The sequence below is a fragment of the Arcicella sp. LKC2W genome, from assembly GCF_034931005.1.
GTDB lineage: Bacteria > Bacteroidota > Bacteroidia > Cytophagales > Spirosomataceae > Arcicella.
On record NZ_JAYGIN010000005.1, the window covers coordinates 33,689 to 57,971 of the forward strand.

Genomic DNA, 24,283 nt, shown 5'->3' on the forward strand with positions numbered 1-24,283 from the left:
AAGTGAAAATTCAATAAAATAAATCCAATTTTATCTTGAAATAGTTTTTTATTAACAATCTTAAAAATGTATATTTGTGAAATCCTGTTTTTGTAAGAAACTGTGTTAAATTATAATTTATCCAATAATTTAGAATAGTGCTTCTGACGAGATAAAGATTGCCTTTTAATCATTTCAACGTTTAGTAATTTATATAGTCGATGCACATTTTTCTATAAAAATGGTGTTTACAAAGATAATCACTAAACAAAAAACAAACCCTTAATATAACTAATGAATAACATTATTTACTACGTTCCAGTCTTTGGAATTATTGGATTGCTGTACACAGCATGGCGTTTTTCTTGGGTTTCTAAGCAACCCGCAGGAGATGAAAATATGCAAAAACTTTCTGGCTATATTGCCGACGGAGCAATTGCATTTTTAAAAGCAGAATGGAAAGTATTAGCTTATTTTGCTATTCCAACAGCCGTTTTACTTTTCTTTTTGGGGTCAAACGAAGGTACTGCTGAAAACCCAATTCACTCTTCTCCATTAATTTCAGTTTCATTTTTGATTGGAGCTTTCCTTTCTGCATTGGCGGGTTATATCGGAATGATTGTGGCAACAAAAGCCAATGTTCGTACTGCACAAGCGGCACGTACTTCTTTGTCAAAAGCACTTCAAGTTTCATTTACAGGTGGTTCTGTAATGGGAATGGGCGTAGCAGGGTTAGCTGTTTTAGGACTTGGAGGGTTATTTATTATCTTCTATAACTATTTCGCCAAAGACCAACCCTTGACTTCTGACGAAATGAAAAAAGCTATTGAAGTATTAGCAGGTTTTTCATTAGGTGCTGAATCAATCGCTCTTTTTGCTCGTGTTGGTGGAGGTATTTATACAAAAGCTGCCGATGTTGGAGCTGATTTAGTAGGTAAAGTAGAAGCTGGAATTCCAGAGGACGACGTGCGTAACCCAGCAACTATTGCGGATAACGTGGGTGATAACGTAGGTGACGTAGCGGGTATGGGTGCCGATTTATTTGGTTCTTACGTGGCGACAATTTTGGCAACAATGGTATTGGGTCAAGAAATCAACGTAACTGATAATTACGGTGGATTTTCTCCAGTAATTTTACCAATGATGATTGCAGGTGTTGGACTTTTGGCTTCTTTGGTTTCTACATTTTTAGTGAGAATCAAGAACGAAAATTCTTCAGTGCAAGCGGCTTTAAACTTAGGAAACTGGGCTTCGGTAATTATTACTTTTATTACTTCGTATTTCTTAGTAAAAACTCTTTTACCAGAAACACTAAATCTTCGTGGTTTTGAATTTACGTCAAACGGTGTTTTCTTGGCAATTGTCGTTGGTTTGGTTGTGGGTGCTTTGATGTCAATTATTACGGAATATTACACTGCAATGGGCAAACGTCCAGTTTTATCAATTATTCAAAAATCAGGTACAGGACACGCTACAAATATTATTGGTGGTTTAGCAGTTGGTATGGAATCAACAGTTTTACCAATCTTGGTTTTGGCTGCGGGTATTATCCTTTCTTACAAATTTGCAGGACTCTATGGGGTTTCGATTGCGGCAGCAGGTATGATGGCAACAACGGCTATGCAATTGGCAATTGACGCTTTTGGTCCAATTGCTGATAATGCAGGTGGTATTGCAGAAATGTCTCAATTACCTCCAGAAGTACGTGAACGTACCGATAATTTAGATGCAGTTGGTAACACAACGGCAGCAACGGGTAAGGGTTTTGCCATTGCTTCGGCAGCTTTGACTTCATTAGCTCTTTTTGCGGCTTTCGTGGGTATTGCGGGAATTAAAGCGATTGATATTTACAAAGCAGATGTGTTGGCAGGTCTTTTTGTAGGAGGTATGATTCCATTTATTTTCAGTGCCTTGTGTATTTCTGCCGTTGGAAAAGCAGCGATGGAAATGGTTAATGAAGTTCGTCGTCAGTTCCGTGAAATTCCGGGAATTATGGAATACAAAGCTGAACCAGAATACGAAAAATGTGTGGCTATTTCAACAGAGGCTTCTATCAAACAAATGATTCTTCCTGGGGCAATTGCTTTAATTACGCCCGTTTTAGTTGGTTTTACAATGGGACCAGAAGTTTTGGGTGGTTTATTAGCAGGTGTTACGGTATCAGGTGTTTTGATGGGCTTATTCCAATCTAACGCAGGTGGTGCTTGGGATAATGCGAAAAAATCATTTGAAAAGGGTGTTTTAATTGATGGCGAAATGTATTACAAAAAGTCTGAGCCACACAAAGCATCAGTTACAGGTGATACCGTGGGTGACCCTTTCAAAGATACATCTGGACCTTCAATGAATATTTTGATTAAGTTGATGTCGATTGTTTCTTTGGTAATTGCTCCATATATCGCTGTTCATTCTGACAGTATTACTAAAGCAATGGACGGTATTCATGTAGAAGCGATGACTCCCCAATTAGCGTCTGAATTGCCAGTTTCGGAAGGAATTAAAAATTTAGGGGCTAAATTAGATAAAGCATTATCGTCGGGAGTAACGTTGAATATTCCAGAAAATGGAATTGAAAATAACTTGTTGAAATTTATCGAAAATCCAAGCCAAGCAATTGATAAAAAAGCATGGTTTGATTTTGACCGTTTGACTTTTGAAACAGGTAAATCAACTTTAAAACCTGAATCAGCAGAACAATTGAAGAATATTGCGGAAATTTTGAAAGCATTTCCTTCGGTAAATATCAAATTGGGAGGCTATACCGATAATACAGGTGATGCAAACGCAAACTTGAAATTATCTGGAAACAGAGCTTCAATGGTAAAAGCTGAATTAGTAAAATTAGGAATTACTGATGCTCGTTTAGAATCTGAAGGTTACGGACAAGAAAATCCTGTGGCTACGAATGATACAGAAGAAGGTCGTGCGGCAAACCGTAGAATTTCTGTGAGAGTAACTAAGAAGTAAGAATTTAAAGCCTATGAAAGCCGTTCTGAGAAGGACGGCTTTTTTTTGTTTAAGATTATTAAAGGGAATTTGTCTTGATTTTTTAGACAAATTCCCTTTAATTTACAGTAAGATTTTGAATAGAAGATTCTCATTAAAAACATCAAGAAAAAATCATGGAAGTTCAAGAAGAAGCAGCGATTTACGCTAAATATGCTCCACAAATTCGGGGTAATATTTCTATTGTTCTTAATGCTCGTAAAGGATTGAGTGCAAGTATTTTATATGATATAATTTTATTGACAGGGTTCAAAAAAGAACAAATTGCTACATTGTTTAACACTTCTGCCAAAACGATAACTCGTTATACACAGGAAGGTAAAAACTTGGACGTAGTTAACAGTGAACACGCTCTAAAACTCATTGCATTATTTAAGAAAGGGAATGAAATTTTTGGCGAATTAGAGGCTTTTCGTAAATGGATTATGAAACCTGCTTATGGTTTAGGTTGGGAAATTCCTGCGGAATTAATGGAAACTTCGGGTGGAATTGAGTTAATTATGGAAGAATTATATCGAATAGAATTTGGTGCTACCGCTTAATATTATATCTATGCTTGTTTATAGAATTACAACCGAAAAGTGGGCAGGAAATTTGCGTGGTTCGGGTTACGCTGCGATATGGAATTCAAATGGAATTTTTATGTGTTATACGGCTTCTTCACGGGCATTAGCGTGTTTGGAAATGGTTGTACACTTAAATTCTGATAGATTGAAAACAGCATTTAAAGTAGCCGTTGTAGAGATTCCTGAAGAAATGGAAATTACGAAAATCACGAATTCAGACCTTCCCAAAGAATGGACTGACCATGAGAATTATCAACTATGTCAAGAATTAGGAGATAAATGGATTGAAGATTTTAACACTTGTGTGCTACAAGTACCATCTGCTATCATCAAAAATGAGTTTAACTATTTGTTTAATCCACAACATCCCGACTTTGCAAAACTCAAAATCATAGAAATTGAAGATTTTGAGTTTGATTTGAGGATAAAGGCATCATAATGTTGAACTACTTAATGAATCTATATTGAATCAAAGCTAAAAATATGAAAAATGCACTTACAATTCTGAGAGTCTATTTCATGGTACTTCTACTCACAAATTGTGTCTTTTCGCAAAGAAATGATACAATTACCATAATTGATGCCAAATCAATTATGGAGCCTTTTTTAAATAAAAATCCAGATACAATTGCATATATGTTTAGCGAAAAAGCCGCTACATTTCTTGGAGGAAGAGATTCCTTGAACGCTTATGTAAAAAGGTTTTTACAAAGAAAATCCATAAAGATTGATAAAAACAAGACGATGATTTTAACTTGTATTTTCATCGAAAAGGATGGATGCGTATCAGAAGTACAATTGTTAACTCATAGTAATAATCCAGCGTTAGATGAAGGTTTAATAAATGCAATACTGTTATCTCCGAGGTGGTCATCCGCAACACAGGACGACAAAAAGGTAAGGTTTAAAATGTTTTTACCTTTTAATTTTCCTTAAATCTGAACCATGATTATTTAGATTGATTGATTTTAGGATAAAAAGTAAGCAAAATCTTAAAATCAATCAATCCAAAAAATCATAGTTCAAACAAAATGCCTATTTCCCAGCAGAAATCAAATTAGCAAATAAACGATACGCACCCGAAACACCCGCAGGCAATTGACGGAAGAAAGCGTAACCCGTAAAAATGTAATTTCCCTTTCCGTATTTTGTATAAAGTAAGCCGCCATCTAAAGGCTTTTCATTTGGGTCGTTTGACGATAAGATTGTCTCAAATTTTGGGTCCCATTCATTCGCAAAATACAAACCTCTTTCTTGAACCCAACCTTCAAAATCCTTATTCGTGATTTTATTTGGCGTATTCAATAACGGACTTTCTGGTTTCAAGAAACGAATTTCTGCTTCTTCAACCGTTACACGTTCTCTCGAAACTTTGAAAGGAAAAGGTCCCATACCACCATCAATTTTTTGTAATTGATTATTTACCTGATACTGAACCAACATATTACCGCCTTTCTCCACGTATTCCATCAATTTCTTCTGATAAAATTTCAGTCTTTCTTCGGTATTGTAAGCACGAACACCCACTACAATAGCATCAAATTTTGATAAATCCTCATTAAATTCTTTCTCTGTTAAATTAGTTACAGAATAACCAATTTGACGTAATGCCGCAGGAACTTCATCGCCTGCACCTGCAATATAACCAATTGATTTTCCTTTGGTTTTAATGTCTAATTTCACCGCTTTGGCTTCTGCCAAAGGAAAAAGTGTTTGCGGAGGAATATGGTCGTAAGCAACCGTTCTAATGCCTCTGTCGAACGTTCCGTTTGCCGTTTTTACAATGGCTTTTATTTCGCCTTCTGAATCTTTTACACTTGGTGTTACTTTGAAAACAACTTTTTGCTCTTGGTATTTATTGGCTAAATTAAAATCAATGCTCGCAGGATTTGACTTCCAACCTGTTGGTAATGATAAACTTACACTTCCTGATACACCTGCTTTGGCAGATTTCAACGTAAGTTCAACGTCTTTAGGTTGATTATCAGCAAAAACGTAAACTTTGTCTGCAATATTTACCGCTACTTCTGGACGAATTTCAAAAGTGCGATACAATTCCCCACGCACTTCATCGGTGTATTTGAAAATTACGGGAGATGAAAACTTAAAATTTTGATTGTCAATCGTAAAGGTAAATTCTGCTTGTAAATCCGTAGGTTTTTCAGGTAAACCAATCAATTCGTGATTATCAACTCGGTACATTCCTTTACCCATTTTCTTTTCCGCTAACCAATAGGGTTGCGTATTTGGCTGATTTTTAGCAATTTCTGCTGAAAAGGTAAATCTTTGTAATTCATTATTGCCCAATTCCAATTTCATTATGCTGTCTTTTGCCAAACCGACTAACTTAATTTCTGAAAGGGTAACGGGTAAATCAGAACGTTTAATCACAGTGGCAACCACGTTTATTTTTTCACTCGATGCCGCAGAATATTCATTTGGATTTGCTTCAAAATATAAACCTGAGCAAGCTATAATCAAGTTTTCTAACTCTTTTTTCTTCTGAGTTTTCCAATATTCATCTTCTAAATTATTCACCAATTGATAGGCTTTTACCAAAGTTGGAACGATGGTTGAAGGATTTTCTGGATTGAAATTTTTGATAGCATCATTCACTAAAGTTTCAATGCTTGAACCGCCTTTTACTCTATTCCAAGTAATATCAACGCCGTCAAAAAGGTCTTTTTCGGCTTTTTCTCCAAATTTATGAACCAAATATTCTGGTCTTGCACCACGTCCACGAGGAACACCAAAACCTTGTGATTTATGTTGTGAGCGACTTTCGGCAGCAATTTCGTTGTATGATTTTCCCAATAATGGATTAAACGCTCCGATATCAACTTGAATCCACTCTTTTTCAGCAGGTTTTTGGGTTTGTGCAACCGTCCCAAAATTAAACGTATTCCAAACCACACGTTTCGCTTGCCAAGGTTTTACGTATTTCAATTGTTCTGGAAATTTAGTTGGGTCGCCCGAAAGTTTGAAAGCTTCTTCTGCCAAAACTGCCGATGCCGAGTGATTTCCATGTCCTGCACGTGCATCTGGTGGAAAACGACAAATAATTACATCAGGACGTAAATTTCTGATTCTCCAAACAACGTCAGCCAAAACGGCATCTTTTCCCCAAATTTGCATCGTCTCTTCGGTATTTTTTGAAAAACCAAAGTCGTTAGCACGGGTAAAATATTGCTCTGGTCCATCTATGGAACGTGCGGCTAAAAGTTCTTGCGTGCGGATAAGTCCCAGTAAATCAGATAATTCTGGTCCAACTAAGTTCTGTCCGCCATCACCACGAGTAACCGAAAGATAAGAGGTTCTAACTTTTCGCTCTTTGGCGAGCCAAGAAAGCATGATGGTATTTTCATCGTCGGGGTGTGCTGCTATGTACAGAGCAGAACCAACAACATTCAATTTCTTGAGATTTATTAAAATCTCTCCCGTAGGCATTGGTTTTATTGCTTGCGAAAATGATGAATGTATGAAGCAGTTAGCGGTAAGCAATAAGATAAGTAAGCGTATTTTTGATTTGAGCATTTTGTTTAGATTGAAGTTGGGGTGATTATAAGTTTGTAACACAAATCTACTGATTGTGGTTTGATTTTGTGAAAATATGAATTTGAAACGTTCAAATCTTTGTAGTTTTGCCAATAAAACTGAAAAACCTTTAAAAAATTATCCAATGGCATCATTAGAATTAGTACAACAATACTATCAATATTTTAATCAAAAGAATTGGGACGGAATGTTATCACTGCTTCATCCTGAGGTTCGTCATGAAAGTAATCAAGGCGATGTTCGTATCGGAATAGAAAATTTTACTAAGTTTTTAGAAAAAATGGACGAATGTTACGATGAAAACCTCACGGACATGGTATTTTTTACTGAACCTTCCGACCAAAGAATTGCGGTTGAATTTACCGTAAATGGCATTTACAAAAAAGCTGACGAAGATTTACCACCTGCTCACAATCAGACTTATGTTCTTCCTGCGGCGGCTTTCTTAGGAATTACTGATGGCAAAATCTCTCGTGTAACAACTTATTACAACCTTCCACTTTGGATTGAGTTGGTTTCTAAGTAGCATTAGAAAAAATATTTAGGTTAACGACAAATGGTCTGGCTATCGTCTGACCAATTTTATTACGTCAGACGATAGTCAGACTGAAAATTCATGTAATCATAATTCATGAGATGCTTACTTACAAAGCCTTTAAAGGTAAAGAAATACAATCTGTGATTTTAAATTTAGCACAATTACGGATTATAGTTTTTAAAGATTATCCTTATTTATATGAGGGTACAATTGTTCACGAACAAGAATATTTACAGACATATATAAATTCAGAAAATGCACTTTTATTTAGCGTTTGGGATGATGAAAAAATGGTGGGAGCGACCACGTGTATCCCATTGTTTGATGAAACTGCCGATGTTCAAGAGCCATTTATCAAGGCAGGTATAAATATTGAAACTGTTTTTTACTTTGGAGAAAGCATTTTATTGTCTAAATACAGAGGTTTAGGAATTGGAAATCGTTTTTTTGAAGAAAGAGAAAATCATGCCCGTAGTTTTGAAACATTTGAAAAGACGTGCTTTTGTTCAGTTGTTCGTCCAGAAAATCATCTCTTAAAACCACAAAATTATCAACCGCATGATATTTTTTGGACGAAAAGAGGTTATCAAAAAGATGAAAGTCTGCAAAGTCAATTTGATTGGTTAGATATTAATGAAAGCGAATCGACCGTAAAACCAATGGTTTACTGGGTGAAAAATATTTAGAATTCTATGAAAATAACCATTGCAACGGCTCAATATCCAATCAATTTTCATCAAAGTTTAACTGATTGGCAAAAATATACTAAAAATTGGGTGAAATCTGCGGTTGAACAAAAAGCAGAACTTCTACTTTTTCCAGAATATGGTTCTATGGAATTAACAAGTCTTTTGAGTGAAGAAATCAGGCACGATTTACAGAAGCAAGTTTTGGAAATGGATTCGTTGAAAGATTTTTTTTGTGAAACTTATTCCTATTTAGCCAAGAAATTTGAGGTAATTATTGTAGCTCCGAGTTTCCCAGTTTTAGAAAATGACAAAATTTACAATCGAGTTTTTGTTTTTTCAAAAAAAGGATTGGTGGGTTTTCAAGACAAATTTTTCATGACTCGTTTTGAAAATGAAGAATGGGGAATTGCATCAGCCCCCAAAGTTTTATCTGTTTTTGAAGCCGTTTGGGGAAGTTTCGGGATTCAGATTTGTTATGATATAGAATTTCCAATCGGTTCGCAATTACTTTGTGCCAACGGATCAAACTTAATTTTAGCACCAAGTTGTACAGAAACACTCAGAGGGGCAACCCGTGTACACGTAGGAGCAAGGGCAAGGGCTTTGGAAAACCAATGTTATGTGGCTGTTTCTCAGACGATTAATAATGCTGAATGGTCGCCAGCGGTGGATATAAATTTTGGATATACTGCGATTTATGCAAGTCCCGATAAAAATTTACCAGAAGAAGGTATTGTGTCAATTGAAAAACCTCAAAATGAAGGGTGGTTAATTCAAGAATTAGATTTTGATTTGCTCAAAAATATTAGGGAGGACGGACAAGTTTTCAATTTTAAGGATACCCAAAAAGTGAACGTTAAATTGGAGGAAGAAATTGAGGTAAAAAGAGTGAAAATTTAGCAAAAAAACGATGTCATTTTGACATCGTTTTTTGTTTTAATGTGTCACGAACTATTAATTATCAAATGGTAAATGTAGAAATCATTAAAGAACCATTTACTAAGTATCGAGTTTACCGTGAAACTTTACGATAAATAATTGAGCTGAACTTCAAAGTCCAGTTTTTTTCTTCGAGAGGTTGTTGCCTTTACATTTCCTGTTAAATATACCTCTCCCAAATCAGCATTATAATTTTTCAAATGGGCGTAGTTAATTAAAAATGTTCTATGAATTCTGTAAAAATTATGATTCGTTAATAAATCTTCGAAAAGTTTAAGTGTTTTTGGTACTACGAGTTTTTTGCCGTTGCATAAATACAGGCAGGTGTAGTTTTTGTGTGCTTCTAATAAAACAAGATCAGCAATTGAAATTTTAGTTTTTTCTTTATAAAGCAACAACTGATTATTCTTCACAAATACGACAGGGAAAATTGAAGAATTCATAGTTTTTTGAGGTTTAAAACTGTTTATCAAACAGCGAATATTAAAGATGTTTTAGCCATTAATATTCTACAAATTTGTAACTTTAAAAATCATAAAAATACCTCTCTTGGAGAGGTAATAATTCTAACATTGAAAATTGACCTATGAAAGTAAAAAAAACACAACTTGAAGAATTTAAAAGTTTAAAAGAGTTTACCAAAAAACAGTTTTTAGAAAATCAAAGTGAAGACCTTTTGGTTAGTGAAAAAGAGCAACAAGATGAATTGATGATGCTCACAACGGGCTTACGATATGAGCAGTTTTTCTTTATCGTCAATGTCTCCGATTTTAGTATTGTTTATGCCAAAGGCTTGGAAGAAATTGGCTATCATTCAGACAATTTTGATATGATACAGTACGTACAAGCCATTCCGTCTCCAGGAATTTTACAATTAATGTCTTTGATGTGGAGGAAAATTTTTGAATTTAATATGGAAGCCAAAACGCTGTTAGCCTTCCTAAAACCCAAATTTATTGTACAACTTCCCTTCAAAAATTCACAAGGAGAATTGATGCTCGTGAAGCGAACAATTTCTCCTTTTCAGTTTACCAGTGACGGTAAATTGTTGCAGTATCTTTCTGAATTTACGGTCATCAAAAAGGGATTTAATAATGAAGCACCCGAACCACGATTTACGGATATTCCCCCTGATTTAGTGGACAAATACAATGTGTTTATTAATAGGGCGTTTATTTGGGAAAACTCTCCATTCTCTCCCAAAGAGATGATTATTTTACAAGCATACGCCAGCGATACCGAGAATAAGTCTTTGGATGAATTTGCGAAAGTTACAGAGGTAACAGCTTCAACCTTAAAGTTTTATAACAAAGAAATTATCAACAAAGCAAAAGAATACTTTGGTGAGCATTATACTTTTAGCACTGCTAAAGAAGTTGCTCATTTCTTAAATCGTTGTGGTGTACTCAATTAGATTTTTGTGCTTTTTTAAATAATTTCAGAAAAGAATACTGAAGAACTACTGAAATGGCTCGAAGGATAAATTCATTGGTTGGGCAATAATAAAGCATCACCAATCCTTTTGAATGCCCAGTAATTTTTAAAGATTTATTTATGACAGTTTTGAGAATAATATGAGGCATTAATTTCATTTGCATTAATTGAATTTTCTTCTCGAAGCTACCTCCTAAAATGCCTTTTTTATGCCAAAATTTGGCAAATTTGTAGGTTTTTGATAATACCTCAACATAAAATAGCACTCGGTACATGGGTGCTATTTTTTTGTCTAAGAAAATGCAACAAATTTCCATCAAATGAGACTCTTCAAGGTCTTCAATATCCAATAATAATTCAATCTCCTCATCGGTTTTAATGATTGAAAAATACCTTAAAGGCTTCATTTTTCCGTCATTGATGATAAATCCGCCGACTAAATTTTCTCTGAAATAGTATAAAATTGAATGACAACCTAAAATGTATTCCTCCGATACAGGAAGTAATCCAACTTTTTCATAAGTTTCTTTGTAAAGTTTTGCATAGTGGTTTGTATTGGCGGTAACTTTTCGCCAATGGGGTAATAAAGTTTTTTTCATTAGTGGTGTGATGAATGAATCCGAAATCTTAGAAGCTGTTTAGGTTAATTTTTTGAACGTGAAAATGATAAGTTTTTGAGTAAAAATCATTCATAAAATTTAAGCATAACAGCGTTACGTTTCAATTTTATGAATGATTTGTAGCCTAAAAATTACTTTTTTTAACTCGAATAAATTAACCTAAACAGCTTCTTATTTTAGAAAGCTAAAGCCACTATTTAAGATTTTCAAAACTCTTTGTTTTTTCCAAGCTTCAATATCGTTTTGTGCTACCATTTCAACAACTCTTTTTTCATTAATTTTTGATAAATCTTTAATGCCTGATTCTGCCACAACTTGTTCAATAGCTTTTTTCAGCACAATTAATGAACCTCCTAATCCACGATTTACACATAAATCTACCCTTAATGCAAAACCTCCCTGTGTTTTAAGTATTTGATTTAGAGCAATATTTACGCCATTAATTACAATCATTTGGGTAGGAGAGAGGGCTTTTAATACATATTCCTCCAAGGCAATTTCTACTTGCGAACGAATCATACTTCGTCTGAATCCGCTGGCAATAAATGCCGTAGTTAATGGTAAATTATTGGCGATTTCCAAATAGGCAGCGTCTCCTTCTTTTATACCAGTGGTGGTTTCAACTTGAAAAAGTGGCACCTTATAGTTTTGAACATTCATACCATATTTCCCGAAACAATCATTAAAGGCATATTCATCTTTGGTTTTGAATCTTTGTAAAACCCTCGTTAGCATCGAACCACTTGCTAATCCTCCTGTAAATTGAATAAAACCGAAGGAGAAAATGGCTCTGTCATAACTATTTACGGCATCGAAACACCCTTCATTTTTGGCAATGTAATGAAGCAAATCAATGTAAAATGTTTGTTGACATAAATCTGAAAATAATGGAATATTGGTCTGAAAAAGAGATAATCCTGAATAACTGACTCCTTTGGGATTTGCTATATTGGGAGATGGATAATTATCCCGCATCATGCCAGTATTTACATTTCCAGTAGGAGTAGGATACGTCAAAACATAGTTATTGTAAGTGCCTTTATTCTCTTTTTTTACCAGAAAAACATTTCTCAGGGTAAAAACTGTATTATGAGTAGGTACAGGTTTTGGGGTGGTCGTGACAGGGGTAGGCAAATCAATTTTAATAACTTGTCCAATAAATAAATTATTAGATTTTAAGCCATTAATTTTTATTAATTGGTCAACATTGGTACTGTATTTTTTGGCGATACTAAACAAAGTTTCTTTAGCTTGTACGGTATGTGTCATCGAATGAATTTTGCTTGAATATTGGTTCTAAAAAAATAAAATGGTGGTTCAGAATATAATGTAGCCTATTTTTAAATTTTCAAATTTGAAATAAAATTAATTTTTTTTTATCCTTAAAAAAATCGAAAAAAATCAGAATTATCAAATTTACACAATGAAGGAATGTTTTTTCTGAAAAAAGTTAAATTTTGTTTGTCTGAATAAATTAACCTTCGTAATCTTATGTACTTGAATATCAGTATGTTCAATATTGATTCCTTTATTTGCTCTGAATTGAGAAAGAAGAATAATGAAAATTTATACCGTAACGTACTTTTAATAGACAACGAAATAATTGAAGAGTATTCTTCAAAAAAGATAAACAAAGTAAGGATTATAGAAAAAGGGCTTCTCATTGGGAAGCTTCTTTTTTTGCCCAAATTGTCAGGTTTAGCACTGATTAAAATCATCATTATCAATTTGGCGAAGTCTTAAATTTGGGAATAAATACATCCCCAAATATGAATCCACTCATCTCAAAATATAATGTAGCAGGGCCACGATATACCAGCTATCCAACAGTACCTTATTGGCAGTCAGATACATATAGCAATTCTTCATGGTTATCTTCGCTAAATTTAACTTTTCAAGCCAGTAATAATTTCACAGGGATAAGTTTGTACATTCATCTGCCTTATTGTGAAAGTCTCTGTACTTTTTGTGGTTGTAATAAACGCATTACCAAAAATCACGAAGTTGAGAAACCTTACATTCAGGCGGTTTTGAAAGAATGGCAGTTATACTTAAACCATTTTACAGAAAAACCTCGAATCTCAGAAATCCATTTAGGCGGTGGAACTCCCAGTTTTTTCAAACCCGAAATGCTTAAAATGCTGATTGAAGGTATTTTAGATTTTGCTATTTTACACGATAACATAGAATTTAGTTTTGAAGGTCATCCCGCAAATACTTCATCTAAACACCTCCAAACTTTGTATGATTTAGGTTTTAGAAGAGTCAGTTTTGGTGTTCAAGATTATGACCCAATTGTTCAAAAAGCCATACATAGAATTCAAAGTTTGGATAGTGTTCAACGAGTGACTAATTGGAGTAAACAGATTGGTTATGAATCTGTTAGTCATGATTTGGTTTTTGGTTTGCCTTTCCAAACAAAAAATTCTATGATTGATACCATTCACAAAACATTGGCTCTTCAGCCAGACCGTATCGCTTTTTATTCCTACGCTCATGTGCCTTGGTTGAAAGGCAACGGGCAACGTGGTTTTAAAGATGCTGATTTGCCTTCTGCCGAATTAAAACGTGAATTGTATGAAATTGGAAGAGATTTATTTGAAAAGAATGGATATGTTGAAATCGGAATGGATCATTTTGCTTTAGCACATGATTCTATGTTTAAGGCAATGCAAAATCAAACACTTCATCGGAATTTTATGGGCTATACAACTACTCAAACGAAAGTTGTATTAGGTTTGGGTGTTTCCTCAATCAGCGATTCTTGGAGTGGTTTTTCTCAAAACGTGAAAGATATTGATGAATATCTGGAAATGCTTGAAAATAACCAATTACCACTTTTACGTGGACATATTCTCACAGAGGAGGATTTGGTCGTACGTCAGCAGATTTTAGATATTATGTGCCAATTTAAAACTTCTTGGCAAACTGATGATTTTACTGATGAAGAAAGAGCGAATTTATTTGTAAAGTTGGAAGGCTTTAAACAAGATGGATTGTTAAGCTTTGATGAAAACTCATTGATAGTTCAGGAGGCAGGAAAACCATTTATTCGAAATATTTGTATGGCTTTTGATAAAAGAATGTTACGTGAACAAATTGTTGGGAAATTATTTTCGCAGACGGTTTAGTTTTACTTTCGGGAAGTTGGACGGTAAATACCCTAATTTTCATCGTTATTTTGAAGTGCCACAATAGAATTTTCCCAATTAACTTGAGCAATATTATCAAAAATATTACCTGAAATTTCATTTTGGCGTATTTTAGCGTAAAAACTATTTACTAATTGATGTTACGCACACATTAAGGTTAAGCATCTCCGATGCTAAGACTACCATTTTTGCATTTTCTACAAAGGTTGTACTTCTCCGAAGTAGTATCGATATAATTACTTCAGAGAAGTATAACCTTTGTAGAAAGAAAAGTAGAGGTCAAAATAGCATCGGAGATGCTCAACCTTAAATCTTGCGTAACATCAGTTACTAATAATTCTATATCTTGATGATTTTCGACGTCCTTTTTCATAATTTCAAAAATTATTTTACAATCAATTTTCCTAATTTATGATAGAATGGCGTTTTACTTTGTTGATTTTTGGGCTGGTATTTCCCTTGAACAATCGGAAAATACATCACTCTGCGTCTTGATTTTTCACCTGTAAAAGGGCAAACTTCTACTCTATGCCACAAGTCACCATCATGAACGGTCAAATCTCCTGCTTCGATATTTAAGCCAACTTCTTTCTCGTCTGGTTTGTGGTCGATGAACTGTTTTTTCAAGAACAAAACTTTTATTTTGCTTAGTTTGTGTGTGCCTGGAAGAACACGCAACCCGCCATTTTCCATCGGACAATCATCTAAATGCGTTCCGACATTGAGCATTTTTAATATTTTTTGTCCTAAAAACAAATCTCTCGGGCTATCTGTATGCCAGCCCATTTGAGAGAATTTGCTATTATCGGCATTCACATAATGATTAAAAACCAAGCCATCCTTTTCGTCTTCACCAATACGATTTTCGTTATCTGGAATTAACGCTAAAAGTGCTTTTAAGCGTGGGTCTTGTAAATATTCATGTAAAGTGCCACTGTGTTGTGACAAAAAGCATAAACGTTGAATCATTGGATTCCCCTTTTCGTCTTTTCCGAATTTTAAAGGAATGCCATTCATTTTGTCAATTCCAGCGGTTAGCCACTCTTTTTCAACACGTTGAGCTTCCTTTTTGAAACTTTCAACAACCTCTTTTGAAATGAAATTTTTGAAGTGTATGAAGCCGTGTTGATTGAAAAAATCTTTTTGTTCCTGTGTTAATTTTTCGGTTAGAATGAATGTTTTTGTGTTGATTTCCATCTTATAATTTTACATATAATTTAAGTCATTATTTAATTTTAGCTTGATGATATGAAGTGAATTCAAAAGCAGGATAATGGGGTAAGTGGGGTCAAATTCGTGCCATTTTATGCCAAAATTTGCTCTACCTCCTAATTTATGATGATTGTTGTGGTAAGATTCGCCCATCATCAAAAAATCGAAGGGCAATAAATTTTTAGCGGTATCATTTACTTTGAAATTGATATATCCGTATTTATGGGCAAACCAATTGATAATCACACCGTGAACGGGACCCATTAAATAGTGAATTGGCAATAAGGCATATTCCCAAGCATGAGTTGCAAATTTCATATAAAACAAAGTGTATAAAACGCCCCAAGCAATTCTGACGAACCATTTATCGCCCAATTTTTCAACGATTTCATAATAGGGAACACCTTTCAAAAATTTAGGCTCAATGCCTGCTCTATCGTTCAAAACGGCATTGTAATAATCTTTCGTTTTCCACATCATCTGAAAAAGATTATCGGAATAACTGGGTGAATGTGGGTCTTTATCTGTGTCTGCGTAAGCGTGATGTAAACGGTGCATAATTCCATACGCTTTTGGACTTAAAAACGATGAACCTTGGGTAACGAAAGTGAACCAATAAAAGAATTTTTCCCAATTTTTAGACATCGTAAACATCTGATGGGCAGCGTAGCGATGTAAAAAGAAGGTTTGTGAAAATAAGGATAAATACCAGTGGGCTAAAAAGAATATTAAAATTGCCATAATTGTTTTTCTTACAAAATTAAGCAGATGGCAAAATTGGCGTTATGACAAAAATCAGGAATTTGAATGATGAACTATATTTATTTTATCTCGGTTGAATTATCATTATTCACGCAAAAAACTATACTTTTGGGTAAATAACAGATACAGCAAGCAAAAGAATTTTAATAAAATGCTAATTACAGAACTAAAACATTTAGAAATCAAATTCGAAACGGCGGATATATTACCTCCACCTTTTTCTCATCAAATATTATTAAGTTTAGATTTCCAAAATGACTTTATTGATACAAAATTTGAAATAGCTTATACCTACCGTGACGAACTTTCGGATGAGGAGATTTTAGATGAAGGTTTCACAGGAGAAGAAAACGTTGCATGGGCTGGAGAACTTTCAAATGCTTGGAAAGAACCGATTTTGAAATTGTTAACACAAATGCCCGAAAAGGCTAATCAAAAGGCAATTCAAGAAGAGCAGAATTTTTTGGAGCTGGTCGTGAATGGAAAAACCTATGGCAACCCCAAAAATCAAGAAGAATGGGAGTATTTATTACAAGAGCTTTCTCAAGCAGTTTATGAAACGTATGGTAAAGAACTACCCTTTGCTCTGACTTTCAAAAAAGTTGATTCAAATAAAAGTGTTTCTCTTTTTGAATTAAAACTTCATTATACCGACCGCCGAGTTGAGGCATCTACTGAAATAGAATCTTTAAGAAGAAGCCGCAGTATTTCTTGGGAAGAAGCCAATGATTTAATCGGACAAGTATTTATTGGTGATTTTCTAACCGACAAAGCCTCTAAAAACGAACCCAAATCAATCGGGAAATTTATCACTGTTGGAGATGGCTTATGGTACGAATTCACAAAGAGTTTAAAGAATCCAAACGGAAATAGAACCTATATTACCTCATTATATCAGCGTTTTGAAGAGTATTTTTAGGATTCAAATAGCAGATATTCATTTTTTCCGTATCTTTGCAGACTATTTTACAAATTTTATACTTTTTCATTTTTAAACGTTTAACAAAATGCCAAAAATTAAAACCAAATCTGGAGCTAAAAAACGCTTCAAGGTTACAGGAACAGGCAAAATCAAGCGTAAACACGCTTACCATAGCCACATTCTTACTAAAAAATCTACAAAACGTAAGCGTAACTTAGTTCACGCAACGTTAGTAAGTTCAGCAGATATGGACAGAGTAACTTTAATGTTAGTTATGTAATATCTTTTCAGTGAACAGTAAACCATTAACAGTGAACAGTTTAAAATAGAATACATTTTTATTTTCTGATAACTGATAACTCATTACTGACAACTGATTTTAGTTATTGTTCAACCAGAAAATTGGCTTTTTAAGTGTTAAAATTTAACCGCCAAATTTCAAAAAACAAACAAAATTATGCCACGTAGCGTCAATCACGTAGCGTCAAGAGCAAGACGTAAAAAAGTGCTTAAATTAGCCAAAGGCTTTTACGGAAGAGGTAAAAACGTTTGGACGGTAGCCAAAAACAAGATTGAAAAAGGTCTTCAATATGCGTACCGTGACCGTAAGGTTAAGAAAAGAGATTTCCGTTCGTTGTGGATTCAGCGTATCAACGCTGCCGCTCGTCAGGAAGGAATGTCTTACTCAGTTTTAATGGGTAAGTTAAACAAACAAGGAGTTGAGTTAAACAGAAAAGTATTAGCTGACTTAGCAATGAACCACCCAGAGGCGTTCAAAGCAGTAGTAGCTAAAGTAAAATAGAAAAATCAGAGCGGTTCAATTGAATCGCTCTTTTTTTGTGGAATAATGTAACACAGACTTTAGTCTGTATCTTTTAATTTTTAACAGACTAAAGTCTGTGTTACGTTTCTATCACCTTTGTTTTGAGTCCCACCCATTTGCATTCTTCTGCTTTCCCAAACAAATAAACATCAATTGATATTTCTCCAACTTTAAATATTTGAACGTCTTTGGTTTTTTCTGTCAAAAGACTTTTTAAGGTTAGACCATCTGTTGCCCATTTTTTTTCTTCTTCACCATACCAATCTTCGATTTTGATAAGAGGTTTAAAAAAAGCCTCAAAATCCATTTCAGTAATATTGATTTCTGGTTTGATACCATTGAACATTCTAAAATTAGCTTGATTTATCTTCTCTTCCGTCGAAAGCTCCATTTCGAAATATTCAATTTTTTCATCAGATTCTGATGGATATAATAAACCTGTTGTTAAAACTTGAATTTGCTCTTTTAAAAAAAAAGATGCCGTTTCCTGTGACTCTAAGCCCATATTCTCTGTCATAAGCACGCAATTTGAAATAAACGTATAATTATTTCTTGAAATTAGAAAAAGTCTATCTATTATTGCATTTAAAATTGAAAAATAACCAATTATAACAGAAGAAAACCATGTTAGAACAATTAATGGGTCTAATTCAAGACCAATCACAAGACGCAATCGTTAACAATCCCGCCATCCCTAACGAACACAATAATGATGCAATGCAAACTATTTTAGGTGCTATCACTGGTGGAATGCAACAACAAGCTCAAAGCGGTCAAGGTGGATTAGCTGGTTTAGCAGGACTTTTAGGTGGACAATCTGGTCAAGGTGGTTCAAGTTTAATGTCGAACCCAATTGTTGCAGGTATTGCTCAACAAGCGATTGGTGGTTTAATGCAAAAATTCGGCTTAGGCAACAGTGCTGCTGCTGGGATTGTATCTCAAGTACTTCCAGGTGTTTTAGGTTCAATGATTTCTAAAACGAACGACCCTAATGATAATTCATTCAATATGACTGATATCATGGGCGTTATGGCTGATGGAAAAGTTGATATGTCAGACGTTATGAATATCGCAGGTAAATTTATGGGAGGTGGCCAACAAGGTGGAGCCGCAGGTGGATTAGGTGGTCTTCTTGGTGGTTTATTCGGAGGGAAATAAGAATTTATAGCCATATTTAAAGTGGGGTAAACAAACGTTTACTCCACTTTTTTTGTTAAAGTAGCACAGGTTTCTAACCTGTTTGATACTCGTAACATGATAGGTTGAAAACCTGTCCTACCTTTATGAAATTACCAATTTACCTTGATTATAACGCAACCACACCCGTTGATAAACGAGTTTTAGAAAAGATTTTACCTTATTTTACTGAGCATTTTGGTAATGCTGCTTCACGGTCACATTTGTTTGGTTGGACTGCCCAAGAAGCCGTCGAAAATGCCCGTGAGCAAGTAGCAGATTTGATAGGAGCAGAGGTAAAAGAAATTGTTTTTACCAGTGGAGCAACAGAGGCTAATAATTTAGCAGTCAAGGGTTTGTGTGAATTGTATTCTTCATCTAAAAATCATATTATTACCGTCCAAACGGAGCATAAAGCCATATTGGATGTCTGTAAACATTTAGAAAAATTGGGTTGTGAAACGACTTACTTACAGCCTGATTCGAGGGGGGGAATTTCTTTAGAGCAAATTGAAAATGCCATCAGACCAGAAACTTTTTTGATTTCAGTGATGTACGCCAATAATGAAATTGGAACAATTCAGCCCATAAAAGAAATAGGTGCATTAGCACGAAAAAATGATATTCTTTTTCATACTGATGCAACCCAAGCAGTAGGAAAAGTAGAAATAGACGTTGTTGCAGATAATATTGATTTATTGAGTTTGTCAGGACATAAATTATATGCTCCCAAAGGAATTGGAGCTTTGTATATCAGAAAAAAATCAAAAGCGAGCCAATTAATTGCTCAAATCGACGGAGGAAGACACGAAAGAGGTTTCCGTTCTGGAACGTTAAATGTTACGGGAATTGTGGGTTTGGGCGAAGCTTGTGAAATTGCAAAATATGAGTTATTGGCTGAAAATCAAAAGATTAGTATTTTAAGAGATAAATTAGAACAAGGAATTTTACAAAATATTGATGATGTTCAAGTGAATGGAAATGTTGAAAATCGCTTACCTAACTTGACTAATATTTCTTTCGGCGGTGTTGATGGCGAAAATCTTCTGATGTCCTTTCGAGACATTGCCGTTTCGAGTGGTTCAGCTTGTACTTCTGCTACCGTCGAACCTTCTTATGTGCTGAAAGCCATTGGGTTAGACGATAATTTGGCTTACGCCACCATTCGTTTTAGTTTAGGAAAATATACGACTGAGGAAGAAATTGATTTTACGATAAAATATGTAAAAGAAGTGGTGGAATCGTTGAGGTAGTGAAAGGATTTCTCAATTATTGTACTGTTCAATTTTCACTTGATGAGATAAATCATATTGCTTTTTTGAACCTTTGACTAAATCCCAAATATAGTTTGTTTCTTTTTTGGAAGAATCCGTTTTCTGTCGCTCGGTGACAATCAATTGCTTTACTTCCCAATTGAGACTATCGCTACTCGTAACAATTGCTTTAGCCATGAAATTACTATCTTCTCCAGTAATTTTCAACTTGTAATCGGCTCTTAACTTTCTGGTTTTCAATTGGGGTTTATTGGGAAAATTATGAATAGCAATGGTATCAGATAGAGTAAAATCGGCAATCTTGATTTCTTTAATCTTAAATTTTTTGTTCAATTCGAGTGTATCAATTGTCTTTTCTAATTCGATAAAAGAAGCCTGTGATTTGTCATCTGTTAAATTACATCCTGTGATTAACGTAATAAAAATGAATAGGGTAGTAGCGATTTTAGCTTTCATAGTTGAGTTTAAATTTTTATAGAAAATTAAATTTACAAAAAAAGCGCCTAAAAATTGATTTAAGAGCTTTTTTGTTTTTCAATGGATTGGAAATTATTTTGTAAGTTTTCCAATGACAATCATGCTTAAAAATAGCCAGATAACTGCACAGATTCCCACAATTACAACATACTTTGTGTACTCTTTATGAGTTTTTTTATCAAATTCTCTATCAAAATAATCAAAATATTTACGAATTGAATCTATTTTCATTCTATAAATCCAGAAGAATATTCCTGATAATACTATCATAACCATTGCTATTGAGACTCTTCTTTCGAGAAAATATGTATCATCATCCCAGTATTTGATAGCCCCTGATTTGGATGAAATATAAAATACAATAGGTGATGTGTAGAGAAAAAGAAATGTCAATAAGACGAAAAAAGATTGTACTTTAGCATTAACTAAATCATTGTTATTTTTTGAATAATATCTATATACTCTGTAAATAATATAAATTATGAATTCTTTCATTTATTAGGTTATTAAAAAACTCCTTGATTCTAAATATAGAACTCTTTTATGTAAACCCAAAAGAATGAAAGCTTTATTTTACCTAAACAAAAAAATGCCCTAAACTTCCGTCAAGGGCATTTTTCGTATATTTCCAAAATCGAAAAACTAACATCAAAACTACTTCCCAACATTAGCACGAATAATATTCAAAGCACCACCTGCTTTGAACCATTCTACTTGTTGGTCGTTGTAAGTATGATTTGCTAAAATTTCCTCCGAAGTTCCATCTGCATGGTTTAAAACTATCGTCAAAGGTGTATTTGGGGCAAATGTCGCTAATCCTTTGATGTCGATAGAATCGTCTTCTTGGATTTTGTCGTAATCTGCTTCGTTAGCGAAAGTTAAGGCTAACATACCTTGTTTTTTCAAATTCGTTTCGTGAATACGAGCAAATGATTTTACTAAAACTGCACGCACTCCTAAGAAACGTGGTTCCATCGCAGCGTGTTCACGAGATGAACCTTCGCCGTAGTTTTGATCACCCACCACAATTGAACCAATACCCGCTGCTTTGTACGCACGTTGGGTAGCAGGAACAGGGCCATATTCACCCGTTAACTGGTTTTTAACGTTGTCAGTTTTATCGTTAGCAAAGTTCACCGCTCCAATCAGCATATTATTAGAAATGTTATCCAAGTGTCCACGGTATTTCAACCAAGGCCCCGCCATTGAGATATGGTCAGTTGTACATTTCCCTTTTGCTTTGATTAATAATTTCAAACCAACTAAGTCGGTACCTTCCCAAGCCGCAAATGGGTCTAATAATTGAAGACGGTCAGACGTTGGAGAAACTTTTACTTCAACGGCAGAACCATCTTCCGCAGGAGCTTGGTAGCCAGCATCTTCCACAGCGAATCCTTTCGTTGGTAACTCATCACCCTTAGGAGCGTCTAATTTTACTTTTTCGCCAGCTTCGTTAATCAAATAGTCCGTTAAAGGATTGAAAGTCAAATCTCCTGCAATCGCTAAAGCTGTTACGATTTCTGGTGAGCCTACAAAAGCATACGTATTTGGATTTCCGTCGGCACGTTTAGCGAAATTACGGTTGAAAGAGTGGACGATGGTGTTTTTTTCTGCTTTTTCAGCACCTGCTCTTGCCCACTGACCGATACATGGCCCACAAGCATTAGCGAATACTTTTCCACCGATAGATTCAAAAGTTTCAATAAATCCGTCTCGCTCGATGGTATAACGGACTAATTCAGAACCAGGTGTTACAGTATATTGTGCTTTTGTTTTCAAACCTTTCGCAGCTACTTGACGAGCCAATGAAGCAGCACGAGAAATATCTTCGTAAGATGAGTTGGTGCATGAGCCAATTAAACCAACTTCTACTTTTGTAGGCCAACCATTTTTCTCCGCTAATTCTTTCATTTTAGAAATAGGAGTGGCTAAATCGGGCGTGAAAGGACCATTTAAGTGTGGTTCTAAGGTATCTAAATCAATTTCAATTACTTGGTCGAAATAAGATGATGGGTCTGCATATACTTCTGGGTCGGCCGTTAAATGCTCACGGATTTCATCTGCTAAAGCTGCTACTTCCGCACGTCCTGTTGCTTGTAAATAACGAGCCATTGAATCATCATAACCAAAAGTTGAAGTCGTAGCACCGATTTCAGCCCCCATATTAGCAATTGTTCCTTTTCCTGTACAAGACATTGACGTAATACCTTCACCGAAATATTCAACCACCGCACCAGTTCCACCTTTTACGGTTAAAATACCTGCAACCTTTAAAATAACATCCTTTGCAGAAGTCCAACCATTTAATTTACCTGTCAATTTTACCCCGATTAACTTCGGAAATTTCAATTCCCATGCTAAACCTGCCATTACGTCGCAGGCATCAGCACCACCCACACCGATGGCAATCATTCCCAAACCGCCTGCATTTACTGTGTGCGAGTCCGTGCCAATCATCATTCCTCCAGGAAAAGCATAGTTTTCTAAAACCACTTGGTGAATGATACCCGCCCCAGGTTTCCAGAAGCCTAAACCGTATTTATCTGAAACCGATGAAAGGAAATCATAAACTTCTTTGTTTTTATCAACCGCCACAGAAAGGTCTGTTTTTGATTCAATTTTAGCCTCAATTAGGTGGTCGCAGTGAACCGTTGAAGGAACAGCCACTTGCGGGCGACCTGCTTGCATAAATTGCAAAAGAGCCATTTGAGCCGTTGCATCTTGCATAGCTACACGGTCGGGAGCGAAATCCACGTAAGATTTACCTCTTTCAAATGTCGTTGTTGGAGTTCCTTCCCATAAATGAGAATAAAGGATTTTTTCGGTCAAAGTAAGCGGTCTGCCCACTAATTTACGAGCTGTTTCAATTCGTGCAGGCATTCTCTCGTAAACCGCCTTAATCATTTCTATGTCAAAAGCCATGATATGTTATTAGTTAATAGTTTGTGAAGTTTTATAATTTTAAAGAACAATAAATTGGTTTATCAATAATTGTTCATTGTCTTTATATTTACAACAAGTTGCTTTTCTTTTAGGTTCTTCGTTTTGCTTTGAACGTCTGTAAACTGAAAGAATTGTATATTTAAGTTGATACGGTTTGTAAAATGGGTTAAATCTTGTGATTGCCGTGAAAATTGTATAATAACACAATTAAAAATA

Annotated in this window: 25 protein-coding genes; 14 read left to right on the forward strand and 11 right to left on the reverse strand. The window is 34.9% G+C overall.

What is annotated here, in order from left to right:
- Positions 1–273 precede the first annotated feature (273 nt).
- The 4 genes from VB796_RS05315 (at position 274) to VB796_RS05330 (ending at position 4,487) form a co-directional block, all read left to right on the forward strand.
- Positions 274–2,946 carry a sodium-translocating pyrophosphatase gene (locus tag VB796_RS05315; protein ID WP_323345479.1) on the forward strand — a complete coding sequence of 891 codons (2,673 nt, stop codon included), beginning with the start codon at positions 274–276 and terminating at the stop codon, positions 2,944–2,946.
- A gap of 155 nt (positions 2,947–3,101) precedes the next feature.
- The gene (locus tag VB796_RS05320; protein WP_323345480.1) at positions 3,102–3,527 is read left to right on the forward strand and encodes an antitoxin Xre/MbcA/ParS toxin-binding domain-containing protein; all 426 of its coding nucleotides are present in this window, start codon (positions 3,102–3,104) and stop codon (positions 3,525–3,527) included.
- A 10-nt stretch (positions 3,528–3,537) separates the two neighbouring features.
- Entirely contained in the window at positions 3,538–3,990 is a 453-nt protein-coding gene (locus tag VB796_RS05325; RefSeq protein ID WP_323345481.1) for an RES family NAD+ phosphorylase, read from the forward strand.
- Positions 3,991–4,034: 44 nt separating this feature from the next.
- Complete coding sequence (locus tag VB796_RS05330) at positions 4,035–4,487, forward strand: hypothetical protein (RefSeq protein WP_323345482.1); 453 nt, start codon at positions 4,035–4,037, stop codon at positions 4,485–4,487.
- A 99-nt stretch (positions 4,488–4,586) separates the two neighbouring features.
- Here the strand turns inward: VB796_RS05330 and VB796_RS05335 are convergent, their stop codons facing one another.
- Positions 4,587–7,085, reverse strand: a complete 2,499-nt coding sequence (locus VB796_RS05335) for a PIG-L family deacetylase (protein ID WP_323345483.1) — start codon at positions 7,083–7,085, stop codon at positions 4,587–4,589.
- A gap of 145 nt (positions 7,086–7,230) precedes the next feature.
- On the opposite strand from VB796_RS05335, the gene VB796_RS05340 reads away from it, so the two are divergent.
- The 3 genes from VB796_RS05340 (at position 7,231) to VB796_RS05350 (ending at position 9,233) form a co-directional block, all read left to right on the forward strand.
- Positions 7,231–7,632 (forward strand): nuclear transport factor 2 family protein, encoded by a 402-nt coding sequence (locus VB796_RS05340; RefSeq protein ID WP_323345775.1) that lies wholly within the window; start codon positions 7,231–7,233, stop codon positions 7,630–7,632.
- A gap of 110 nt (positions 7,633–7,742) precedes the next feature.
- A complete protein-coding gene (locus tag VB796_RS05345) occupies positions 7,743–8,330 on the forward strand; it encodes a GNAT family N-acetyltransferase (protein ID WP_323345484.1) in 588 nt (195 codons plus the stop codon).
- A 6-nt stretch (positions 8,331–8,336) separates the two neighbouring features.
- On the forward strand, positions 8,337–9,233 hold the full coding sequence (locus VB796_RS05350) for a carbon-nitrogen hydrolase family protein (protein WP_323345485.1): 897 nt from the start codon (positions 8,337–8,339) through the stop codon (positions 9,231–9,233).
- Between the two features lie 125 nt (positions 9,234–9,358).
- On the opposite strand, the gene VB796_RS05355 is transcribed toward VB796_RS05350, so the two are convergent.
- Positions 9,359–9,715 carry a LytTR family DNA-binding domain-containing protein gene (locus tag VB796_RS05355; protein ID WP_323345486.1) on the reverse strand — a complete coding sequence of 119 codons (357 nt, stop codon included), beginning with the start codon at positions 9,713–9,715 and terminating at the stop codon, positions 9,359–9,361.
- Between the two features lie 143 nt (positions 9,716–9,858).
- Between VB796_RS05355 and VB796_RS05360 the strand changes: the two genes are divergently transcribed.
- Complete coding sequence (locus tag VB796_RS05360) at positions 9,859–10,686, forward strand: hypothetical protein (RefSeq protein ID WP_323345487.1); 828 nt, start codon at positions 9,859–9,861, stop codon at positions 10,684–10,686.
- On the opposite strand, the gene VB796_RS05365 is transcribed toward VB796_RS05360, so the two are convergent.
- Together VB796_RS05365 and VB796_RS05370 are read right to left on the reverse strand one after the other, a co-directional pair.
- A complete protein-coding gene (locus VB796_RS05365; protein ID WP_323345488.1) occupies positions 10,679–11,305 on the reverse strand; it encodes a hypothetical protein in 627 nt (208 codons plus the stop codon). The genes VB796_RS05360 and VB796_RS05365 overlap by 8 nt on opposite strands.
- 192 nt (positions 11,306–11,497) lie before the next feature.
- On the reverse strand, positions 11,498–12,595 hold the full coding sequence (locus tag VB796_RS05370) for a LysM peptidoglycan-binding domain-containing protein (protein WP_323345489.1): 1,098 nt from the start codon (positions 12,593–12,595) through the stop codon (positions 11,498–11,500).
- 500 nt (positions 12,596–13,095) lie between these two features.
- On the opposite strand from VB796_RS05370, the gene hemN reads away from it, so the two are divergent.
- Positions 13,096–14,457: an oxygen-independent coproporphyrinogen III oxidase gene (hemN, locus tag VB796_RS05375; RefSeq protein WP_323345490.1), complete on the forward strand. Its 1,362-nt coding sequence runs from the start codon at positions 13,096–13,098 to the stop codon at positions 14,455–14,457.
- Between the two features lie 262 nt (positions 14,458–14,719).
- Here the strand turns inward: hemN and VB796_RS05380 are convergent, their stop codons facing one another.
- Genes VB796_RS05380 through VB796_RS05390 form a run of 3 tightly spaced genes read right to left on the reverse strand, consistent with a single transcriptional unit; the run spans position 14,720 to position 16,431 of the window.
- Positions 14,720–14,851, reverse strand: coding sequence for a hypothetical protein (locus VB796_RS05380; protein WP_323345491.1), 132 nt, complete (start codon positions 14,849–14,851; stop codon positions 14,720–14,722).
- Positions 14,852–14,862: 11 nt separating this feature from the next.
- Positions 14,863–15,675 carry a phytanoyl-CoA dioxygenase family protein gene (locus tag VB796_RS05385; RefSeq protein ID WP_323345492.1) on the reverse strand — a complete coding sequence of 271 codons (813 nt, stop codon included), beginning with the start codon at positions 15,673–15,675 and terminating at the stop codon, positions 14,863–14,865.
- Between the two features lie 9 nt (positions 15,676–15,684).
- A complete protein-coding gene (locus tag VB796_RS05390; protein ID WP_323345493.1) occupies positions 15,685–16,431 on the reverse strand; it encodes an acyl-CoA desaturase in 747 nt (248 codons plus the stop codon).
- A gap of 172 nt (positions 16,432–16,603) precedes the next feature.
- On the opposite strand from VB796_RS05390, the gene VB796_RS05395 reads away from it, so the two are divergent.
- From VB796_RS05395 to rplT, 3 genes are all read left to right on the forward strand, one after another.
- Positions 16,604–17,371, forward strand: coding sequence for a hypothetical protein (locus tag VB796_RS05395; protein WP_323345494.1), 768 nt, complete (start codon positions 16,604–16,606; stop codon positions 17,369–17,371).
- Between the two features lie 88 nt (positions 17,372–17,459).
- Positions 17,460–17,654, forward strand: a complete 195-nt coding sequence (gene rpmI / locus VB796_RS05400) for a 50S ribosomal protein L35 (protein ID WP_323345495.1) — start codon at positions 17,460–17,462, stop codon at positions 17,652–17,654.
- A gap of 177 nt (positions 17,655–17,831) precedes the next feature.
- A complete protein-coding gene (gene rplT, locus VB796_RS05405; RefSeq protein ID WP_323345496.1) occupies positions 17,832–18,176 on the forward strand; it encodes a 50S ribosomal protein L20 in 345 nt (114 codons plus the stop codon).
- A gap of 100 nt (positions 18,177–18,276) precedes the next feature.
- Here rplT and VB796_RS05410 read toward each other — a convergent pair whose 3' ends face one another.
- Entirely contained in the window at positions 18,277–18,714 is a 438-nt protein-coding gene (locus tag VB796_RS05410) for a nuclease A inhibitor family protein (protein WP_323345497.1), read from the reverse strand.
- A 107-nt stretch (positions 18,715–18,821) separates the two neighbouring features.
- Here VB796_RS05410 and VB796_RS05415 point away from each other — a divergent pair, with 107 nt between their 5' ends.
- Both VB796_RS05415 and VB796_RS05420 read left to right on the forward strand, forming a co-directional pair.
- Entirely contained in the window at positions 18,822–19,355 is a 534-nt protein-coding gene (locus tag VB796_RS05415; RefSeq protein ID WP_323345498.1) for a DUF937 domain-containing protein, read from the forward strand.
- A 125-nt stretch (positions 19,356–19,480) separates the two neighbouring features.
- Positions 19,481–20,626, forward strand: a complete 1,146-nt coding sequence (locus tag VB796_RS05420) for an IscS subfamily cysteine desulfurase (RefSeq protein WP_323345499.1) — start codon at positions 19,481–19,483, stop codon at positions 20,624–20,626.
- A 12-nt stretch (positions 20,627–20,638) separates the two neighbouring features.
- Here VB796_RS05420 and VB796_RS05425 read toward each other — a convergent pair whose 3' ends face one another.
- The 3 genes from VB796_RS05425 to VB796_RS05435 all read right to left on the reverse strand — a co-directional run bounded on the left by VB796_RS05425 (position 20,639) and on the right by VB796_RS05435 (position 24,046).
- Positions 20,639–21,103, reverse strand: coding sequence for a hypothetical protein (locus tag VB796_RS05425; protein ID WP_323345500.1), 465 nt, complete (start codon positions 21,101–21,103; stop codon positions 20,639–20,641).
- 93 nt (positions 21,104–21,196) lie between these two features.
- On the reverse strand, positions 21,197–21,619 hold the full coding sequence (locus VB796_RS05430) for a hypothetical protein (RefSeq protein WP_323345501.1): 423 nt from the start codon (positions 21,617–21,619) through the stop codon (positions 21,197–21,199).
- 159 nt (positions 21,620–21,778) lie between these two features.
- On the reverse strand, positions 21,779–24,046 hold the full coding sequence (locus tag VB796_RS05435) for an aconitate hydratase (protein WP_323345502.1): 2,268 nt from the start codon (positions 24,044–24,046) through the stop codon (positions 21,779–21,781).
- Between the last annotated feature and the right edge of the window lie 237 nt (positions 24,047–24,283).

Coding starts and splice junctions, on each gene's coding strand:
- rpmI (WP_323345495.1), top strand. CDS start 17,460: ATGCCAAAAATTAAAACCAAATCTGGAGCTAAAAAACGCTTCAAGGTT.
- VB796_RS05335 (WP_323345483.1), bottom strand. CDS start 7,085: ATGCTCAAATCAAAAATACGCTTACTTATCTTATTGCTTACCGCTAAC.
- VB796_RS05345 (WP_323345484.1), top strand. CDS start 7,743: ATGCTTACTTACAAAGCCTTTAAAGGTAAAGAAATACAATCTGTGATT.
- VB796_RS05340 (WP_323345775.1), top strand. CDS start 7,231: ATGGCATCATTAGAATTAGTACAACAATACTATCAATATTTTAATCAA.
- VB796_RS05320 (WP_323345480.1), top strand. CDS start 3,102: ATGGAAGTTCAAGAAGAAGCAGCGATTTACGCTAAATATGCTCCACAA.
- VB796_RS05420 (WP_323345499.1), top strand. CDS start 19,481: ATGAAATTACCAATTTACCTTGATTATAACGCAACCACACCCGTTGAT.
- VB796_RS05360 (WP_323345487.1), top strand. CDS start 9,859: ATGAAAGTAAAAAAAACACAACTTGAAGAATTTAAAAGTTTAAAAGAG.
- VB796_RS05395 (WP_323345494.1), top strand. CDS start 16,604: ATGCTAATTACAGAACTAAAACATTTAGAAATCAAATTCGAAACGGCG.
- hemN (WP_323345490.1), top strand. CDS start 13,096: ATGAATCCACTCATCTCAAAATATAATGTAGCAGGGCCACGATATACC.
- VB796_RS05325 (WP_323345481.1), top strand. CDS start 3,538: ATGCTTGTTTATAGAATTACAACCGAAAAGTGGGCAGGAAATTTGCGT.
- VB796_RS05425 (WP_323345500.1), bottom strand. CDS start 21,103: ATGAAAGCTAAAATCGCTACTACCCTATTCATTTTTATTACGTTAATC.
- VB796_RS05380 (WP_323345491.1), bottom strand. CDS start 14,851: ATGAAAAAGGACGTCGAAAATCATCAAGATATAGAATTATTAGTAACT.
- VB796_RS05350 (WP_323345485.1), top strand. CDS start 8,337: ATGAAAATAACCATTGCAACGGCTCAATATCCAATCAATTTTCATCAA.
- VB796_RS05365 (WP_323345488.1), bottom strand. CDS start 11,305: ATGAAAAAAACTTTATTACCCCATTGGCGAAAAGTTACCGCCAATACA.
- VB796_RS05410 (WP_323345497.1), bottom strand. CDS start 18,714: ATGACAGAGAATATGGGCTTAGAGTCACAGGAAACGGCATCTTTTTTT.
- VB796_RS05330 (WP_323345482.1), top strand. CDS start 4,035: ATGAAAAATGCACTTACAATTCTGAGAGTCTATTTCATGGTACTTCTA.
- VB796_RS05435 (WP_323345502.1), bottom strand. CDS start 24,046: ATGGCTTTTGACATAGAAATGATTAAGGCGGTTTACGAGAGAATGCCT.
- VB796_RS05385 (WP_323345492.1), bottom strand. CDS start 15,675: ATGGAAATCAACACAAAAACATTCATTCTAACCGAAAAATTAACACAG.
- VB796_RS05355 (WP_323345486.1), bottom strand. CDS start 9,715: ATGAATTCTTCAATTTTCCCTGTCGTATTTGTGAAGAATAATCAGTTG.
- VB796_RS05315 (WP_323345479.1), top strand. CDS start 274: ATGAATAACATTATTTACTACGTTCCAGTCTTTGGAATTATTGGATTG.
- rplT (WP_323345496.1), top strand. CDS start 17,832: ATGCCACGTAGCGTCAATCACGTAGCGTCAAGAGCAAGACGTAAAAAA.
- VB796_RS05390 (WP_323345493.1), bottom strand. CDS start 16,431: ATGGCAATTTTAATATTCTTTTTAGCCCACTGGTATTTATCCTTATTT.
- VB796_RS05430 (WP_323345501.1), bottom strand. CDS start 21,619: ATGAAAGAATTCATAATTTATATTATTTACAGAGTATATAGATATTAT.
- VB796_RS05370 (WP_323345489.1), bottom strand. CDS start 12,595: ATGACACATACCGTACAAGCTAAAGAAACTTTGTTTAGTATCGCCAAA.
- VB796_RS05415 (WP_323345498.1), top strand. CDS start 18,822: ATGTTAGAACAATTAATGGGTCTAATTCAAGACCAATCACAAGACGCA.